The following is a 16,375-nucleotide window of genomic DNA, read 5'->3' as shown; positions in this document are numbered from 1 at the left end:
TGAGATGATCCAGGACAAAGTGGCTGAGACGCCGGCGGCATCGGAAGAGGCCCCGATGCTGCTTGCGTTGCGCAATGTCGGCAAGGTCTTTTCCAACGGCGTGACGGCGCTGAGCAAGGTGGATCTCGCGATCCGGGAAGGCGACTTCCTGAGCCTGCTCGGCCCCTCCGGCTGCGGCAAGTCGACGGCGCTCAGGCTGATCGCCGGCCTGTCGACGCCGACCTCCGGCCAGCTCGACTGGCGCGGCTCGATCGACCGCTCGAACACCGGCTTCGTGTTCCAGGAGCCGACGCTGCTGCCCTGGGCCAGCGTCTTCGACAATGTCTGGCTGCCGCTCAGGCTGAAGGGCGTGTCGCGCGCCAAGGCGGAGCCGGCAGTGACGGAGATGCTGGCGCGCGTCCATCTCACCGGCTTCGAGAACGCCGTGCCGCGCGAGCTGTCCGGCGGCATGAAGATGCGCGTCTCGATCGCGCGGGCCATGGTGACCAAGCCGCGCATCCTTCTGATGGACGAGCCCTTCGCCGCGCTGGACGAGATCACCCGCTTCAAGCTCAACAACGATCTTCTGGAGCTGTGGCAGGACCAACGCTTCACTGTCGTCTTCGTCACCCACAGCGTCTTCGAAAGCGTGTTCCTGTCCAGCCGTGTCGTCGTCATGGCCGCGCGGCCGGGTCGCGTGCATGGCGAACTGCCCATCAGCGCGCCGTACCCTCGTGACGAGGCGTTCCGCACCTCGCCCGACTATGCCGCGCTTTGCCGGCAGGCCTCGGACGTGCTGGTCGACGCCATCAACTCAACCGCCGGATCCCGCCATGACGGTCATTGACAACACCACGCTGAAGCTCGATCCGGAGGAGGCGCGCCGCGCCCGCCAGGAGCGTCTGGAGCGCATCGGCAAATGGGTGCTGCCGCTGGCGATCATGGTGCTGGCGATCGTGCTGTGGGACCGCATCTGCGTCTGGAACGAGATCCCGCAATATATCCTGCCGCGCCCGGGCGTGGTGCTGCAGACGCTGCACAACGACGCGGGCCTGCTGTTCTCCTCGCTGTTGGTGACGCTCAGGATCACCTTCCTCAGCCTGTTGCTCGCCGTCATCGGCGGCGTCGGGCTGTCGGTTCTGTTCGCGCAGTCGAAATGGGTGGAGATGTCGTTCTTCCCCTTCGCCATCGTGCTGCAGGTGACGCCGATCGTCGCTATCTTCCCGCTGATCAACATCTATGTGAACAACCAGACCGTCAAACTGCTGCTCTGCGCCTGGATCGTCGCCTTCTTCCCGATCCTGTCCAACACCACGCTCGGGCTGAACTCGGTCGACCGAAACCTGCGCGATCTGTTCAAGCTCAACGGCGCGACGCGCTGGCAGCAATTGCGCTATCTGCGCCTGCCGGCGGCGATGCCGTATTTCCTCGGCGGGCTGAAGATTGCCGGCGGCCTGTCGCTGATCGGCGCGGTGGTGGCGGAATTCGTCGCCGGCGCGCAGGGGCAATCGTCGGGGCTTGCCTCGCGCATCATCGAGGCCGGCTACCGGCTCAACGCGCCGCGCCTGTTCGCGGCGCTGATCCTGATCTCGCTCACCGGTATACTGATCTTCCTGGTGCTGTCGCTGGTGTCGCATCTCATCCTGCGCCGCTGGCACGAGAGCGCGCTGAAGCAGGAGCGGTAGGGTGGTAGGGAAAATCGCGAAGAGGACCAGATATTGATACCTGCCTCTGGTTCCTACCGGCTTGCCAATGCCCGTGTTCATCGGTCGCTGACGCCCGGCCTTGCGGCACCCTTCGACGCGGACGGTTTCGCGCTGGCTGAATTGGCCGTGGCCGACGGCAAGATCGCGAGCATTGTCGCCCATGCCAACTCGAAGGCGCGGGCCGATGCGATCGACCTTGTCGGCCGGATCGTGCTGCCCTGTTTCGTCGACTGCCACACCCATATCGACAAGGGCCATATCTGGCCGCGAAAACCCAACCCCGACGGCACCTTCATGGGCGCGCTCAACGCCACCGGCGCCGACCGCACCGCGCGCTGGAGCGCCGAGGACATCGCGCGCCGCATGGATTTCTCGCTGCGCTCGGCCTATGCGCACGGCACCAAGGCCTTGCGCACGCATCTCGACAGCGTGCCGCCGCAGGAGGAAATCTCCTGGCCGGTGTTCGAGGCGATGCGGGAGAGATGGCGCGGCAGGATCAATCTGCAGGCGGCCTGCCTGCTCGGCATCGAAGGCGTGCGCGACAAAGCCTGGTTCGAGCGGCTGGCGAAACGCGTCGCGGCGGCCAAGGGCGTGCTCGGCGTCGTCACCTATATGGTCCCCGACCTCGAGGAACTGCTCGACAAGGTGTTCGCGCAGGCGATCAAACATGGGCTCGACCTCGATTTCCATGCCGACGAGACCGACGACGTCGCAGCCATCTCGCTGAAGAAGATCGCCGAGGCTTCGCTGTGGAACGGTTTCGAGGGCAACATCCTGGTCGGCCATTGCTGCTCGCTGGCGCGCCAGCCCGACCTCGAGGTTCTCGACACGTTGGACAAGGTGGCGAAGGCGCGTCTCGCCGTGGTGTCGCTGCCGATGTGCAATCTCTATCTGCAGGACCGGCGCGGCGACAACACCACGCCGCGCTGGCGCGGCGTGACCCTGCTGCATGAGATGAAGGCGCGCGGCATCAAGGTGGCGGTCGCCTCCGACAATACGCGCGATCCGTTCTACGCTTATGGCGATCTCGACATGCTGGAGGTCTATCGCATGGCGACGCGCATCCTGCATTTCGACCACCCGGTCGGCGACTGGCCGAAGGCAGTTGCGGCGACACCGGCCGAGGTGATGCGGCTCGACGGCGCCGGCACGCTGGCCGCGGGCGGCAGCGCCGACTTCATCGTCTTCAAGGGCCGCAGTTGGACGGAATTGCTGTCGCGGCCCGAATCGGATCGCATCGTGGTGCGCGAGGGCAGGGCGATCGAACGCCAGCTGCCCGATTATGCCGAACTCGACGAATTGATGGTGGAATGATGGATATCGCAGCGCTGAAGCGCGATCTCGACGGGATCAAGGTCGACGACCATCCGGCCATCGTCCAGCAGAAAAGCCGCGACTTCTACTGGTACAGCCCGGTCCTGAAGGCGCAGCTCGACCACATCAAGGGCGACCTGATCGTCACGCCGAAGAACGAGGACGAGGTCATCCGCGTGCTTGCCGCATGCCATAAGCACGGTGTCCCGGTGACGCCGCGCGGCAGCGGCACCGGCAATTACGGGCAGGCGATGCCGCTGTCGGGCGGCGTGGTGCTGAACCTCGCCGAGATGAACGGGATCAAGACGATCGCACCGGGGCGCGTGGTGACCGGACCCGGCGCGGTGCTGGCCGAGATCGACAAGGCGACGCGGGCGCATTCCGGACAGGAGCTGAGGCTCTCACCATCGACCTACAACACCGCCTCGATCGGCGGCTTCATCGCCGGCGGATCGGGCGGCGTCGGCTCGATCAATTTCGGCGGCCTGCGCGATTTCGGCAATGTGCTGCGGCTGCGCGTCGTGACCATGGAAGCCGAACCGAAGGCGCTCGAGCTCACCGGCGAGGACCTGCACAAGGTCACGCATGCCTATGGCACCAACGGCATCATCACCGAGGTCGAGATGCCGTTGACCGCCGCCTATGACTGGGTCGACGTCATCGTCGGCTTCGACAGTTTCATGGGGGCCGCCCGCTACGGCAATGCGCTGGCCTGCCAGGACGGCATCCTGACCAAGCTGATCACGCCGATCGCGGCACCCGTGCCGCAGCTCTATTTCAAGCGCCACCAGAAGTTCCTGCGCGAAGGGCAAAGCATCTGCGTCGTCATGGTCGCGCGGCACGGGCTCGACGCCTTCCTCGCCTTCACCCGGCGCGCCGGCGGCGAGGTCATCTTCAACGCGGCAACCGCGACGGACGAGGACAGGAAGGGCCTGCCGCCGGCTTATGAGCTGGCCTGGAACCACACGACGCTGAGGGCGCTGCGTGTCGATCCGTCGATCACCTACCTGCAGTCGCTTTATCCATTTCCCAACCAACTGGCGCTGGTCGAAAAGATGGATGCGATGTTCCCGGACGAGGTGTTCTCGCATCTGGAATTCGTGCGGCTGGACGGCAACATCACCTGCTTCGGCCTGCCGCTGGTCAAGTTCACCACCGAGGGGCGGCTCAACGAGATCATCCGGCTGCACGAGGAGAACGGCTGTCCGATCTTCAACCCGCATCGCTACACGCTGGAAGAGGGCGGCATGAAGCAGACCGACGAGATTCAGCTCGCCTTCAAACGCGAGACCGATCCGCAAGGGCTGCTCAATCCCGGCAAGATGATCGCCTGGGAAAATCCGGACTACGACTATCGCTCCGGCCGGACGTTCCTGTTCAAGGGCTTGCAAAAGGCGGGGTGATGAAAGTCCTCGTGCTCTTCGCGCATCCGGTGGAGACCAGCTTCAATGCCGGCCTGCACCGGACGATTGTGGAGCGGCTCGTGGCGGCAGGCCATTCAATTGACGATTGCGATCTCTATGCGGAAGATTTCGATCCGCGGCTGACGCGCGCCGAGCGGCTCGGCTACCACGATCAGCGCGGGCCGAACGACGCGGTCGCCGGCTACGTTGAAAGGCTGAAGAATGCCGACGCGTTGGTGCTGTCGTTTCCGGTCTGGAATTACGGCTATCCGGCAATCCTGAAAGGGTTTTTCGACCGCGTTTTCCTGCCCGGCGTGTCGTTCGATCTGGTCGATGGCAAGGTGCAGCCGACGCTGCACAACATCCGCAAGATGGCAGCCGTCACCACCTATGGCGGCAGCCGCTTTCGCGCCATGCTGATGGGCGATCCGCCGCGCAAGATCGTGAAGCGCATGCTGCGGGCGACCATCAAGCCCGGCGCTCCCGTCTCCTATCTTGCGCACTACTCGATGAACCTTTCGACCGACGAGACGCGCAACGCCTTCATGACGAGGGTCGCGACGACGATGGACGCCTTCTGATGCGCGTGCTGGTGGTCTATTGCCATCCAGTGCCGGAGAGCTATTGCGCGGCGATCCGCGATGCCGCCGTCGAGGTGCTGAGGGGGCGAGGCTGGGACGTGCGGCTGCTCGACCTCTATGCCGAGAATTTCGACCCGGTGATGAGCCGCGAGGAGCGGCGCTTCTACAATGACCGGGCGCCGGACGATCCGGCGCTCAAGCCGCATTTCGAGCATTTGAAATGGGCGCAGGCGATCCTGTTCATCTATCCGACTTGGTGGTACGGCCTGCCGGCGATGCTGAAGGGCTGGTTCGACCGGGTGTGGGCCACCGATATCGCCTTCCAGCTGCCGGCCGGGAAGGGCCGCATCAAGTCGCTGATGACGCATGTCACCAAGGTCGGCGTCATCACCACCTGCGGCGCGCCGACCTGGTGGAGCGTGGTCGTCGGCCAACCGGGCCGCAAGACCATCCTGCGCGGCATGCGCGCGATCTGCGCCACCCGCTGCAAGACCTTCTTCCTGGCGCATTATCTGATGGATGCCTCGACGCCGAAGAGCAGGGAGGTTTTTTTGGTCAAAGTTCGAAGGACGCTGGAGCGGTTTTAGGGGACTTCAGCTTCCCTGCGGGATCGCGCCGAACGGGTTTGCCTTTTTTATGCGGAAATGAAGTGCATATTAAAGACATGACCAAGCTCTTCGAACATGCTGTCCAACGTGTCCGCACCTTGCCTCCTGAATTGCAGGACGAGTATGCGCGCGTCCTCTTGCGCCTCGCGGGTGATGAAGGGGACGAACCTGTTCATCAACTGAGCCGAGAGGAAAAAGCCTCGCTCGCAATGTCCCGGGCGCAGGCTGCGCGTGGTGAATTTGCAACCGACGAGGCAGTCCGTGCTGTTTGGGCGAAGCACGGCCTGTGAAGCTTCGTTATACGCTGGCGGCGTTAGCCGAGTTGGATGAGGTTCTCGGCAATATCGCATTGCAATCACCCAAGGGAGCGAAGCGGATCCAAGCCAGGCTCCATGCGGTCATCAATTTGTTGCTTGAACATCCCCTAAGCGGCGTCGCTACAGACGAAAGGCCGATGCGCCGGATCGTCGTGAGGCCTATCTGATCTACTACGAGCTTCTGCCGACGAAATCGTGATCGTCGGTATTCGTCATGATGCTCGCGATCCTTCAACCATGCCGGACAAGTAAGAACGGTCCCCACGGTCACGCCTGCGGGCAATCCTGTCCGAAGCGGACAGAAGAAGGCTACATCCTTACCCGTTCCGCCTTCGGGTCATACATCGGCTTCAGCGACGCTTCGGCCGCGAAGCGCTCGCCGGCGATCTCGACCTCATAGGACGAACCCAGCACCTCCGCCTCGCTTTCGCCCTGGCAGGGCACATAACCGAGCCCGATCGCGCCGCCGAGATGGTGGCCGTAATTGCCTGAGGTGATCGGGCCGACAATCCGGCCGTCGCGCAGGATCGCCTCGTTGTGAAAGAGCAGGGGCTGCGGGTCCTTCAGGCGGAACTGAACCAGCCGGCGTGACAGGCCGGCTTCCTTCTTCCTGAGCACAGCGTCGCGGCCGATGAAGCCGGCTTTGCTCGTCTTCACCGCGAAGCCGAGGCCAGCCTCCAGCACATTGTCCTCGTCGGTGATGTCGTGGCCGAAATGGCGAAAGGCCTTTTCGATGCGGCAGGAATCCAGCGTATGCAGACCGCAAAGCTTCAGGCCAACACCGGCGCCGGCGTCTGCGATCGCCTCGAAGACATGGGCGGCCTGCTCGGTCGAGACATAGAGCTCCCAGCCAAGCTCGCCGACATAGGTGACGCGATGCGCCCGGGCGAGGCCCATGCCGATCTCGATCTCCTGGCAGGTGCCGAACGGATTGGCCTCGTTGGAGAAATCGTTCGGGCTGACCTTCTGGATCAGTTTTCGCGACTCTGGCCCCATGACACAGATGACGGCTTCGGCGGCGGTGACATCGGTCATGACGACGAATTCGTCGGCGACATGCTTGCGCAGCCAGGCAAGGTCTCGCTGCAGCGTGGCGCCCGGCACGACCAGGAAATAGGCCGTTTCCGAAAGCCGGGTCACGGTGAGGTCGCTCTCGATGCCGCCCTTGGCGTTGAGCATCTGCGTGTAGACGATCTTGCCCGGCGCCACATCCATGTCGTTGGCGCAGAGCCGCTGCAGGAACTGCTGAGCATCGCGACCCTCGACGCGGATCTTGCCGAACGAGGTCATGTCGAACAGACCGACGCCGTTGCGCACCGCAAGATGTTCCTCGCGCTGGTTGTCGAACCAGTTCTGCCGCTTCCAGGAATAGCGGTATTCGCGCTCCTGGCCGTCGCGCGCGAACCAGTTGGCGCGCTCCCAGCCGGCGACTTCGCCGAACACGGCGCCGCGCGCCTTCAGATGTTCATGCAGAGGCGAGCGGCGAACGCCGCGCGAGGTCGCCATCTGGCGATAGGGGAAATGGTCGGCATAGAGCAGGCCGAGCGTTTCCGACACGCGCTCCTTGAGGTAGCGGCGGTTCTTCTGGAACGGCTGGGCGCGGCGGATGTCGACCTCCCAGAGGTCGAAAGGCGCCTCGCCATCATTGATCCACTGCGCCAGCGCCATGCCGGCGCCGCCGGAGGAAACGATGCCTATCGAATTGTAGCCGGTCGCCATCCAGTAGCCTGCAAGCTCCGGCGCTTCGCCGAGATAGTAGCGGTCGTCCGGCGTGAAACTCTCGGGGCCGTTGAAGAAGGTGTGGATGCCGGCGGTGCCCAGCATTGGCATGCGGTTGACGCCCATTTCCAGGATCGGCTCGAAATGATCCATGTCCTCGGGCAACTGGTCGAAGCAGAAATCCTCGCGGATGCCGTCCATGCCCCATGGTTTCGCCACCGGCTCGAAGGCGCCGAGCATCATCTTGCCGGCGTCTTCCTTGTAATAGGCACACTCGTCCGGCACGCGCAGCACCGGCAGGCGGGACAGGCCGGGGATCGGCTCGGTGACGAGATAGAAATGCTCGCAGGCATGCAGCGGGATGGTGACGCGGTTCTGCCGCCCAAGCTCGCGCGCCCACATGCCGGCGCAGTTGACGACGATGTCGGTCTCGATCGTGCCCTGTTCCTCGCCCTGCGCCCAGGAGACGCCGGAAACGCGGCCGTTCCTGGTGTGAACCTTGGTGACCTTGACGTTCTCGATGATTGTCGCGCCGCGCTGGCGAGCGCCCTTGGCCAGCGCCATGGCGATGTTGGCCGGGTCGCACTGGCCGTCGAGTGGCAGATGCACCGCGCCGACCACGTCGGAGACGTTGAGATGCGGATACATCTCCTTGACTTCGCTCGGCGAAATCTCGCGCACGTCGACATCGAAGGCGCGGGCCAGCGAGGCCTGCCGGTAGATCTCGTGCTTGCGCTCCTCGGTCAGCGCGACGGTGATCGAGCCGACCTGGCGCATGCCGGTGCCGACATCGGTCTCGGCTTCGAGCCTGACGTAGAGGTCGGCCGAATATTTCGCCAGCCGTGTCATGTTCTGCGAGGCGCGCAACTGGCCGATCAGGCCGGCCGCATGCCAGGTCGTGCCAGAGGTGAGCTGCTTGCGCTCGAGCAGCACGATGTCGGTCCAGCCGAGCTTGGCCAGGTGATAGGCGACCGAGCAGCCGGAGACGCCGCCGCCGATGATCACCGCGCGGGCTTTGATGGGTATCGTCTTGGTCATGCGGCCTCGCGGCGATAGTTGGAAGCGAAGCGGCGCACGCGAAGCGCTGCTTCCTTGAGGATGGGTTCGGGCTGGCAGAGGCTGATGCGGATGTGCCCGGCGGCAGCCTCGCCGAAGCTCGAGCCGGGCATGACGCCGACCTTTTCCTTGTCGAGCAGCGCCCAGGCGAATTTCTCGTCGTCGGGCTCGACGGCAGTGACATCGAGCATGATGTACATGCCGCCTTCGGAGCCGCGCACGGTGACTTCATTGGCGCCGCGCAGGGCGTCGAGGAAGACGGCGCGTCGCGCGGCATAGCGCTCGGCGATGTCCTTCACGCCATAATGGTTCTCCAGCGCCTCGGCGCAGGCGATCGAGATGAAGGCCGGCAGACCGTAGGTCGTGACCAGATTGAGATCGATCATCAGCGCGATCATCGCTTTCGGCCCGGTCAGCCAGCCCATGCGCCAACCGGTCATGCCGTGGCTTTTCGACATGGAGTTGATGACCAGCGTGCGCTCGGCCATGCCGGGTAGCGAACGCGGCGAGATGTGCTCGCCGCCGCCAAGCGTCCAGTAGACCTCGTCCGACAGCAGCCAGAGGTCGTGCTCGTTGCAGATTTCGGCCAATTGCTCGAGTCGTTCGCGCGAATAGACGGCACCCGTCGGGTTGTTCGGCGTGTTGATCAGGATGGCGCGGGTGTTGGGCCTGAGCGCGGCGCGGATCATGTCCGCGCGGGGCTGAAACCCATCCTCGGCGGGCGTCTCGACCACGGTGAAGCTGGCACCGGCGGCGCTGAAGGTGTTGGGATAGGTGGCGTAATAGGGCGCGACGACGATGGCGTGGTCGCCCGGGTCGAGCACGCCCTGCACGGCGGCATAGAGCGCGCCCTGGCCACCGGCCGTGGCGATGACCTCGTCGGCTTCCGTCAGGATGCCGCTGCAAGCGGTCGAGGCCGCCGCCATCGCCTTGCGCAGGCGCGGCAGGCCGGGAAGCGGCGTGTAGTGATGGTTGCTGCCGCGCACGGCGGTCACGCAGGCCTCGATGGTCTCCGACGGCGTGTCGAAGTCGTGGTCGCCGACCGACAGCACGATGATGTCTTCGCCGGCCTGCTTGCGGGTCCAGGCGGCGAAGTGGACTTCCCAGCCATCCTTGCCCGAAGGCACGATGCCGGTAATGCGCTTTGACGGCTTTGGCATCATGAGACTCCCGAAATCTGGTGGCCGGCCCGCGTGAGCTTGTCGCGCAGGGCGGCGGTATGGGCGGGGCCGACCTCGCAGCAGCCGCCGACGATGCCGGCGCCGGCATCGACCCAGCCTATGGCCTGGTCCGCATAGGCTTGCGGATCGAGATCGTGGCGGGCGTGCAGCACATCCACCGTCCCGCCATGCTTCAATGCCGCGACCGCGGTGAAGCCATTGGCATAGGCGCCGACCGGCCCGCCCAGGGCGGCGAGTTCGGGCAATGCGGCGGCGATGGCTTCGGGCCGGCAGCAGTTGAGCAGCCGGGCCGCGACCGGCAGGCCGCCGAGGGCGCCGACCGCATCGGCAATGGTCTCGCCGCTGCGCAGGCGCGGCGCGCCATGGTCGGCGAGCGTCCACGACACCCACACCGGCTTGCCGCTTTCAGAGGCCGCGGTGACCGCAGCCCGCGCCTCGTCGGCGGACGCCATGGTTTCGCAGAGGAACAGGTCGACGCCGTCAGCCTGCTCGGCAACGATGCGGCGATAGATGTCGAGCGTGTCCTCGAACGATATGGTCAGCGCCGGCGCGTAGCTGCCGAACAGAGGCGACAGGCAACCGGCGATCGCGGTGTCGCCGGCCTCGTCACGGGCCTGCCTCGCCAGCTCGATGCCGCGCTTCTGCAAAGGCTTGAACAGGTCTTCCGCGCCTTCGCGCGCCAGGCGCTCCGGCGTCGCCGAATAGGTGTTGATGGTGATGACGCGAGCACCCGCCTGGATGAATTCGACATGTAGGTCGCGCACCAGGTCCGGCTCGTCGATCAACACCCTTGCCGACCAAAGCGGCGTCGGCTCGGACTTGCTGCGCCGGACCAGTTCCTGGCCCATGCCGCCATCGGTGAGGATGACGGAGGTCATGCCCGCAACCTCTCATTCTTCGGATCCCACAGCGGCTCGTCGTTCTGGACGATGGCTTTGAAGCGATCGCCAAAGATCTCGACCTCGATCGCCGTGCCCGGCTGCGTGAGATCGGCGCGCAGCATGCCGAGCGCGATCGACTTGCCGACGCGGTGGCCCCAGCCGCCCGACGTCGTCTCGCCGACGATGCTGCCGCCGTGCCAGAGCGTCGACATATAGGGCGCGTCGCAGTCGCCGGGATTTTCGACGACCAGCGTGACGAAGCGCTTCTTCACGCCCTGTTGCTTTTCATTGAGCAGCGCCGCCTTGCCGCGGAAGTCGGGCTTGTCCCATTTGACGAAGCGCTCCAGGCCGCCCTGCAGGATCGAATAGTCGGTCGAAAGGTCGCCCTTCCAGGCCCGGTAGCCTTTTTCCAGCCGCAGCGAATCCAGCGCATACATGCCGAACGGCTTCAGCCCATGCTTCTGGCCGGCGGCCCAGACAGCGTCGAAGACCGCAACTGTGTCAGCGACCTTAGTGTGAATTTCCCAGCCGAGTTCGCCGGCGAAGGAGACGCGCACCAGTTTCGCCCAGCGTCCGGCGACGGTCGTCTCCTGATGCGTCAGCCAGGGCAGCGCAAGATCGGCGCTGCAGACTTCGGCCAGTATCTTGCGCGAGTTCGGACCGGCGAGGATCTGGGTCGAGTATTCCTCCGTCCGGTCGGTCAGCGTGAAACCCGCGTCGGCCGGCATCCGCGATTTCAACAATTCGAAATCGTGCCACTGCGCCACCGCCGCGGTGATCAGCGTCATCTGGTCCTCGCCATGGCGCACGACCGACATTTCGGTGACGATGCGGCCCTTGTCGTCCGAGAAGTAGACAAGGCCGATGCGGCCGGGCTTCGGCACCAGGCCGGTGACCTGCCTTGCGAGCCAATCGGCCGCGCCCGGACCTTCGAGGTTGAAGCGCGAGAAGCCGGGCAGGTCGAGAATGCCGGCGGCGTCGCGCACGGCAAGGCACTCCTCGCGCACGGCCCGGTGCCAGGGTCCGTCGCGACGGAAGGTCAGCGTCGATTCCTCCGAAGTATTGTCGCCGGACTTGGCGTACCAGGTGGCGCGCTCCCAGCCATTATAGGCGTCGAACTGGCCGCCCAGCGCCTTGATGCGGTCATGCAGCGGCGACAGCTTGCGATTACGCCCCTCAGGCCAGGCATGGCGCGGGAACTGGATGGCGTATTCGTTGCCATAGATCTCCATGCCCTTGGCGACGCAATAGTCGGGCGCCGACGCAAAGGACGTGAAGCGGCGCGGATCGCAGGACCACATGTCCCATTCGGTCTGGCCCTCGGTGACCCATTCGGCCAGTACCTTGCCAGCGCCGCCGCCTTGCGCGATGCCGAAGGTGAAGACGCAGGCCTCGAAGGCGTTCGGCACGCCGGGCATCGGCCCAATCAGCGGGTTGCCGTCCGGCGCGTAAGGGATCGGGCCGTTGATCACCTTGGAGAGGCCGGCGGTGCCGAGGATCGGCACGCGGGCGACGGCGTCGGCGAGATAGTGCTCGAGGCGGTCGAGATCGTCGGGGAACAGCTGGAACGAGAAATCCTCCGGCATCGGATCGTTGTGGGTCGCCCAGTGCGCGCGGCAATTGCGCTCATAGGGGCCGAGATTCATGCCGCTCTTTTCCTGGCGCAGGTAATAGGACGTGTCGACGTCGCGCAGCAGCGGCAGTTTTTTCCCCTGCTCCTTCGTCCAAGCGGCCAGCTCGGGGATTTCCTCGAACAATATGTACTGATGGCTCATCACCATCATCGGCACTTCGCGGCCGAACATCTTGCCGACTTCGGCGGCGCGGTAGCCGGCCGCGTTGATCACGATCTCGCAGCGGATCTCGCCTTGCTGCGTCGCGACCACCCATTCGCCATTCTCGCGACGGACGCCGGTGACCGGGCAGAAGCGGATGATCTTGGCGCCCATGTCGCGCGCGCCCTTGGCGAGCGCCTGCGTCAGCTGCGCCGGGTCGATGTCGCCGTCGCTCGGGTCATAGAGCGCGCCCTTCAGCTCATGCGTCTCGATGAAGGGGTAGCGGCGCTTGATCTCGTCGAGGCCGACGACGTCGATGTCCATGCCCTGGTAGCGGCCCATGCCTTTGGCGCGCTGGAATTCCTGCATGCGCTCCTTGCTGTGGGCGAGCCGCAGTGAGCCGGTGACATGGTAGTTCATCGGATAGTCGACCGCGTCGGCGAGACCTCGGTAAAGCTCGGTCGAGTAGCGCTGCATGTTCATCAGCGACCAGGACGAGGAGAAGGTCGGCACGTTGCCGGCGGCATGCCAGGTCGAGCCGGAGGTCAGCTCGTTCTTTTCCAGAAGCACGCAGTCGGTCCAACCCGCCTTGCACAGATGATAGAGCGATGAGCAGCCGACGACACCGCCTCCGATGATCACCACGCGTGCCGTGGACGGCAAACCCGCCATGTTTCTTCCTCCAAGCGTAAGCGCTTCGCGCTTCGATTTTTGTTTTGATGCATATCGTTATCCCAAAACCGCTTCGCATTTTTGGGCGACATGCATTGGTCAATAGACAGGCGGTGAGACCACCCAGATGACGATCGCCGGCTCGACGCCAGGATTGCGCCAGCGGAACGGCTTGCCCTCGAAGCGGAACGAGTCGCCTTCGCCGAGGCGATGCCAGGCGCCGTCGATCTCGATCTCGAACGTGCCCGACGCGACATAGCCCGCTTCTTCCGTCGGACGGCGCGTTTCGGTCTTCAGCTCCGCGCCCGGCGCGAAGACCGAACGCAGCATCTCGAAGCTACCGCCGAGGTCGGGCGACAGAAGCTCTTCCACCAGGCCGGATTCACTTGTGCCAAGCGAACGGCGGCTGCCGGCGCGCACGATCACGCCGCGTTCCTCTTCGACAGGCACATCGTGACTGAAGAACAGGCTGATCGGAACATCGAAGAGGCTGGCGAATGCCCTGAGGTCGCCGAGCGAGGGGATGGAAAGACCGCGCTCGACCTGGCTGACCCAACCGACCGAACGGCCTAACTTGAGCGCAATTTCAGCGAGCGTGAGGCCGCGCGCCTTGCGGAGCGCGCGGATATCGCCGGCCAGCAGCCGTTCGCCATTGTCCTGCTCCGATTTGGTCGCGGTCGGGGTCAAAGGTTGCTCGTGAAAAAATCTGGATAAATTTCATGAGAGGGTAAAATCATGAAAAAATCAAGGAGATTTTCATAGTCCACAAGATTTACTTGCGCGTTTTCGGCGGTTGATGCAAAGGCTCGCGCACGAGCGGCGAGTGGGGCGTCCGGTCGGGACCAGTTTTAGCTTATAGTCTGCGGATGGTCGTTAAGGAAACCGGGTTGCGGGTTTCTGGCCATGCCGAAAGGGACGACCCATGCTTGAGAAGAACATCCGGATCGCGTCGGATGCGGAGATCGTCGATGAGGCGATCGTGTCGCGCCGGTCGGTGCGCGCCTTCCTGCCCGATATGGTCGATGACGATGCGATTCGCGCGATCCTTGCCGTCGCGGCACGCGCGCCGTCGGGCACCAACATGCAGCCCTGGCGTGTCTACGTGACCAAGGGCGAGGTCAAGCAGCGCATCAGCGATGCGATCCTCAATTCCGGCATCCGCGCCGAAAAGGCCGAGTGGGACGAATATCGTTATTATCCCGACCAGTTCTTCGAACCATACCTCACGCGTCGCCGGGCCAACGGCTTCGGGCTTTATGGCGCGCTGGGCATCGGCCGCCGCGAGGTCGATAAGATGCGGGCGCAGCACGACCGCAACTTCGTCTTCTTCGACGCGCCGGTCGGCATGATCTTCACGATCGACCGGAGACTGAACCAGGGCTCGTGGATTGACTACGGCATGTTCCTGCAGAACATCATGGTCGCGGCGCGGGGCAGGGGGCTGCATACCTGCCCGCAGGCGGCCTTCGCGCCCTATCACCGCCAGATCAGGCCGGTGCTCGACATTCCCGACGAGGAGATCGTCGTCTGTGGCATGGCGCTCGGCTACGAGGACACATCGAAGCCGGAGAACGAGTTCCGCACCGACCGCGCGCCGCTCGAGGACTGGGTGAGCTTCGCGGAATAATGCCGGCCTAATCGGTGCTCATATGCGCGCCATGGCCGCTGACATGGGCGCCGTCCTGCGGCGTGAGCCGCAGATAGGCCAACAGCGCGCAAAGCGTGATCAGCCCTTCGATGACGAACAGGATGCGATAGTCGTTGACGCTCGCCTTGCCGCCGCCGGCAAGCAGCGACAACAGCGCCGCCGCCAAGCCGACGCTGACCGCCACCGCGAGCTGCCATAAGATGTAATAGAGCGCGCTGAAGCGCGCGAGTTGCTCGGGCGCGATGTCCGAATAGGAGAGATTGCCGGTCGAGGCCCATTGCACCGAGCGGAAGACGCCGAAGGTGAAGATGTAGGCAAGCACGATCCAGGCCGGCAGGCTCTCCTGCATCAGGGCAAAGCCCGCGACCAGCAAGGCGACGATCGGTGTGTTGGTGACCAGCACGCGCTTGAAACCGAAGCGGTTCAACAGGCGCGGCATGAAGAAGCGCATCGCCAACGATCCGATCGCGGCGATGAAGGTCAGCGATCCGGCCTGCACCGCGCTCATGCCGAAGCCGAGCTGGAACATCAGCGGCAAGAGAAAGACCACCGAGCTCAGACCGATCGTGTCCAGTGCGCCGCCGGTGAGGAAAGCAATGCGGAAGGTGCGGATGCGCAGCAGGTTGAGGTCGAGCAGCGGGTTGCGCGCGCGCAGGCAGTAGAAGGCGGCAACCGCCAGGATGACGACCGCCAGCCCGAGCTCCATCGCTATGCTGTTCGCCGCCGCATCCTTGGCGGCGACCGAATCCATGCCGAAGACGAGCAGCGCCATGCCGCTGCCGACCAGCAGGAAGCCCGGAAAATCGAAGGGCGTGCGCACCGGCTTGGTCGTCGTGGGGAACATCGAGGCGGCCAGCAGCGCGGCGGTCAGCGCGATCGGGATGTTGATGTAGAAGATCCAGCGCCAGGAGACGTAGGTGGTCAGCGCGCCGCCGACGAGCGGTCCGACCAGCGGCCCGGACTGACCGGCGAGCGAGATATACATGTTGATCTTCAGCGTACGGTCGCGCGGGAAGCTCGACAGGATCACGACCTGGCCGAGCGTGCCCATCAGCGCGCCGCCGCAGCCCTGCAGGGCGCGCGAGCCGACCAGCATCCAGATGTTTTCCGAAAGGCCGCACAGCGCGGAGGCGCTGGCAAAGACCAGCAGCGCGAAGCAATAGACATTGCGCAGCCCGAAGCGGTCGGCCAACCAGCCGCCGAGCGGCATGGTGACGATGAGGCTCGCGACATAGACGGTGATCAAGAGGCCAAGCTGGCTTGGCGGGCGATCGAGGCTCTCGCCTATGCCCGGAAGTGCCGTCACTACGACATTCTGGTCGAGGCTGGTCATGAACACGCCGCAGGCGACGGTCGCCGGCAACAGCATCGACGGACCGCCCGCTGGAGCAAAGCGGGTCGTGGCCGTCGCCGAAGTCTCAACAGTCATGGAAGGGTATGGTCGAACTGGTTGCCTGAGCGGACGTTTGCCCCTGGCAAACGCCGATGATTCCTTATCTATCGCCCCTGCTGGTCCAACGCTCAAGCAGCAGTTG

General features: G+C 64.5%; 15 protein-coding genes. 9 read left to right on the top strand and 6 right to left on the bottom strand.

Annotated elements, in window-relative coordinates; all coding sequences use genetic code 11:
* Positions 1 to 4: 4 nt before the first annotated feature.
* The 8 genes from FJ471_RS03025 to FJ471_RS02990 all read left to right on the top strand — a co-directional run bounded on the left by FJ471_RS03025 (position 5) and on the right by FJ471_RS02990 (position 6,075).
* The gene (locus tag FJ471_RS03025) at positions 5 to 826 is read left to right on the top strand and encodes an ABC transporter ATP-binding protein (RefSeq protein WP_140801682.1); all 822 of its coding nucleotides are present in this window, start codon (positions 5 to 7) and stop codon (positions 824 to 826) included.
* Entirely contained in the window at positions 813 to 1,664 is an 852-nt protein-coding gene (locus FJ471_RS03020; RefSeq protein WP_140801681.1) for an ABC transporter permease, read from the top strand. Before FJ471_RS03025 ends, FJ471_RS03020 begins: the two co-directional genes overlap by 14 nt.
* Before the next feature lie 33 nt (positions 1,665 to 1,697).
* On the top strand, positions 1,698 to 2,999 hold the full coding sequence (locus FJ471_RS03015) for a cytosine deaminase (protein WP_140801680.1): 1,302 nt from the start codon (positions 1,698 to 1,700) through the stop codon (positions 2,997 to 2,999).
* Positions 2,999 to 4,402, top strand: coding sequence for an FAD-binding oxidoreductase (locus FJ471_RS03010; protein WP_140801740.1), 1,404 nt, complete (start codon positions 2,999 to 3,001; stop codon positions 4,400 to 4,402). Before FJ471_RS03015 ends, FJ471_RS03010 begins: the two co-directional genes overlap by 1 nt.
* Positions 4,402 to 4,983: an NAD(P)H-dependent oxidoreductase gene (locus tag FJ471_RS03005; RefSeq protein WP_181179124.1), complete on the top strand. Its 582-nt coding sequence runs from the start codon at positions 4,402 to 4,404 to the stop codon at positions 4,981 to 4,983. The genes FJ471_RS03010 and FJ471_RS03005 overlap by 1 nt, the downstream gene beginning before the upstream one ends.
* A complete protein-coding gene (locus tag FJ471_RS03000) occupies positions 4,983 to 5,570 on the top strand; it encodes an NAD(P)H-dependent oxidoreductase (RefSeq protein ID WP_140801678.1) in 588 nt (195 codons plus the stop codon). The genes FJ471_RS03005 and FJ471_RS03000 overlap by 1 nt, the downstream gene beginning before the upstream one ends.
* 77 nt (positions 5,571 to 5,647) lie before the next feature.
* Positions 5,648 to 5,881 carry a hypothetical protein gene (locus FJ471_RS02995; RefSeq protein WP_140801677.1) on the top strand — a complete coding sequence of 78 codons (234 nt, stop codon included), beginning with the start codon at positions 5,648 to 5,650 and terminating at the stop codon, positions 5,879 to 5,881.
* Positions 5,878 to 6,075 (top strand): type II toxin-antitoxin system RelE/ParE family toxin, encoded by a 198-nt coding sequence (locus FJ471_RS02990; protein WP_246684580.1) that lies wholly within the window; start codon positions 5,878 to 5,880, stop codon positions 6,073 to 6,075. Before FJ471_RS02995 ends, FJ471_RS02990 begins: the two co-directional genes overlap by 4 nt.
* A 142-nt stretch (positions 6,076 to 6,217) precedes the next feature.
* On the opposite strand, the gene FJ471_RS02985 is transcribed toward FJ471_RS02990, so the two are convergent.
* The 5 genes from FJ471_RS02985 to FJ471_RS02965 all read right to left on the bottom strand — a co-directional run bounded on the left by FJ471_RS02985 (position 6,218) and on the right by FJ471_RS02965 (position 13,879).
* Positions 6,218 to 8,665, bottom strand: coding sequence for an FAD-dependent oxidoreductase (locus tag FJ471_RS02985; protein ID WP_140801676.1), 2,448 nt, complete (start codon positions 8,663 to 8,665; stop codon positions 6,218 to 6,220).
* Complete coding sequence (locus FJ471_RS02980; RefSeq protein WP_140801675.1) at positions 8,662 to 9,843, bottom strand: pyridoxal phosphate-dependent aminotransferase; 1,182 nt, start codon at positions 9,841 to 9,843, stop codon at positions 8,662 to 8,664. Before FJ471_RS02980 ends, FJ471_RS02985 begins: the two co-directional genes overlap by 4 nt.
* Positions 9,843 to 10,742 (bottom strand): homocysteine S-methyltransferase family protein, encoded by a 900-nt coding sequence (locus FJ471_RS02975; protein WP_140801674.1) that lies wholly within the window; start codon positions 10,740 to 10,742, stop codon positions 9,843 to 9,845. Before FJ471_RS02975 ends, FJ471_RS02980 begins: the two co-directional genes overlap by 1 nt.
* Entirely contained in the window at positions 10,739 to 13,192 is a 2,454-nt protein-coding gene (locus FJ471_RS02970; RefSeq protein ID WP_140801673.1) for an FAD-dependent oxidoreductase, read from the bottom strand. Before FJ471_RS02970 ends, FJ471_RS02975 begins: the two co-directional genes overlap by 4 nt.
* 99 nt (positions 13,193 to 13,291) lie before the next feature.
* The gene (locus FJ471_RS02965; protein ID WP_246684579.1) at positions 13,292 to 13,879 is read right to left on the bottom strand and encodes an XRE family transcriptional regulator; all 588 of its coding nucleotides are present in this window, start codon (positions 13,877 to 13,879) and stop codon (positions 13,292 to 13,294) included.
* Between the two features lie 235 nt (positions 13,880 to 14,114).
* Between FJ471_RS02965 and FJ471_RS02960 the strand changes: the two genes are divergently transcribed.
* The gene (locus tag FJ471_RS02960; RefSeq protein WP_140801672.1) at positions 14,115 to 14,819 is read left to right on the top strand and encodes a nitroreductase; all 705 of its coding nucleotides are present in this window, start codon (positions 14,115 to 14,117) and stop codon (positions 14,817 to 14,819) included.
* A gap of 7 nt (positions 14,820 to 14,826) precedes the next feature.
* Here the strand turns inward: FJ471_RS02960 and FJ471_RS02955 are convergent, their stop codons facing one another.
* On the bottom strand, positions 14,827 to 16,269 hold the full coding sequence (locus FJ471_RS02955; RefSeq protein ID WP_140801671.1) for an MFS transporter: 1,443 nt from the start codon (positions 16,267 to 16,269) through the stop codon (positions 14,827 to 14,829).
* Between the last annotated feature and the right edge of the window lie 106 nt (positions 16,270 to 16,375).

The organism is Mesorhizobium sp. B2-7-1, assembly GCF_006440735.1.
Taxonomy (GTDB): domain Bacteria; phylum Pseudomonadota; class Alphaproteobacteria; order Rhizobiales; family Rhizobiaceae; genus Mesorhizobium.
The sequence above is the reverse complement of the archived record's forward strand: the minus strand, read 5'-3'. Positions and strand labels throughout refer to the sequence as shown.

Excerpts from the sequence above, each read along its gene's own strand:
- FJ471_RS03020 (WP_140801681.1), top strand. The coding sequence starts at position 813 with ATGACGGTCATTGACAACACCACGCTGAAGCTCGATCCGGAGGAGGCG.
- FJ471_RS03025 (WP_140801682.1), top strand. The coding sequence starts at position 5 with ATGATCCAGGACAAAGTGGCTGAGACGCCGGCGGCATCGGAAGAGGCC.
- FJ471_RS03000 (WP_140801678.1), top strand. The coding sequence starts at position 4,983 with ATGCGCGTGCTGGTGGTCTATTGCCATCCAGTGCCGGAGAGCTATTGC.
- FJ471_RS03010 (WP_140801740.1), top strand. The coding sequence starts at position 2,999 with ATGGATATCGCAGCGCTGAAGCGCGATCTCGACGGGATCAAGGTCGAC.
- FJ471_RS02960 (WP_140801672.1), top strand. The coding sequence starts at position 14,115 with ATGCTTGAGAAGAACATCCGGATCGCGTCGGATGCGGAGATCGTCGAT.
- FJ471_RS02955 (WP_140801671.1), bottom strand. The coding sequence starts at position 16,269 with ATGACTGTTGAGACTTCGGCGACGGCCACGACCCGCTTTGCTCCAGCG.
- FJ471_RS03005 (WP_181179124.1), top strand. The coding sequence starts at position 4,402 with ATGAAAGTCCTCGTGCTCTTCGCGCATCCGGTGGAGACCAGCTTCAAT.
- FJ471_RS02995 (WP_140801677.1), top strand. The coding sequence starts at position 5,648 with ATGACCAAGCTCTTCGAACATGCTGTCCAACGTGTCCGCACCTTGCCT.
- FJ471_RS02970 (WP_140801673.1), bottom strand. The coding sequence starts at position 13,192 with ATGGCGGGTTTGCCGTCCACGGCACGCGTGGTGATCATCGGAGGCGGT.
- FJ471_RS02985 (WP_140801676.1), bottom strand. The coding sequence starts at position 8,665 with ATGACCAAGACGATACCCATCAAAGCCCGCGCGGTGATCATCGGCGGC.
- FJ471_RS02980 (WP_140801675.1), bottom strand. The coding sequence starts at position 9,843 with ATGCCAAAGCCGTCAAAGCGCATTACCGGCATCGTGCCTTCGGGCAAG.
- FJ471_RS02975 (WP_140801674.1), bottom strand. The coding sequence starts at position 10,742 with ATGACCTCCGTCATCCTCACCGATGGCGGCATGGGCCAGGAACTGGTC.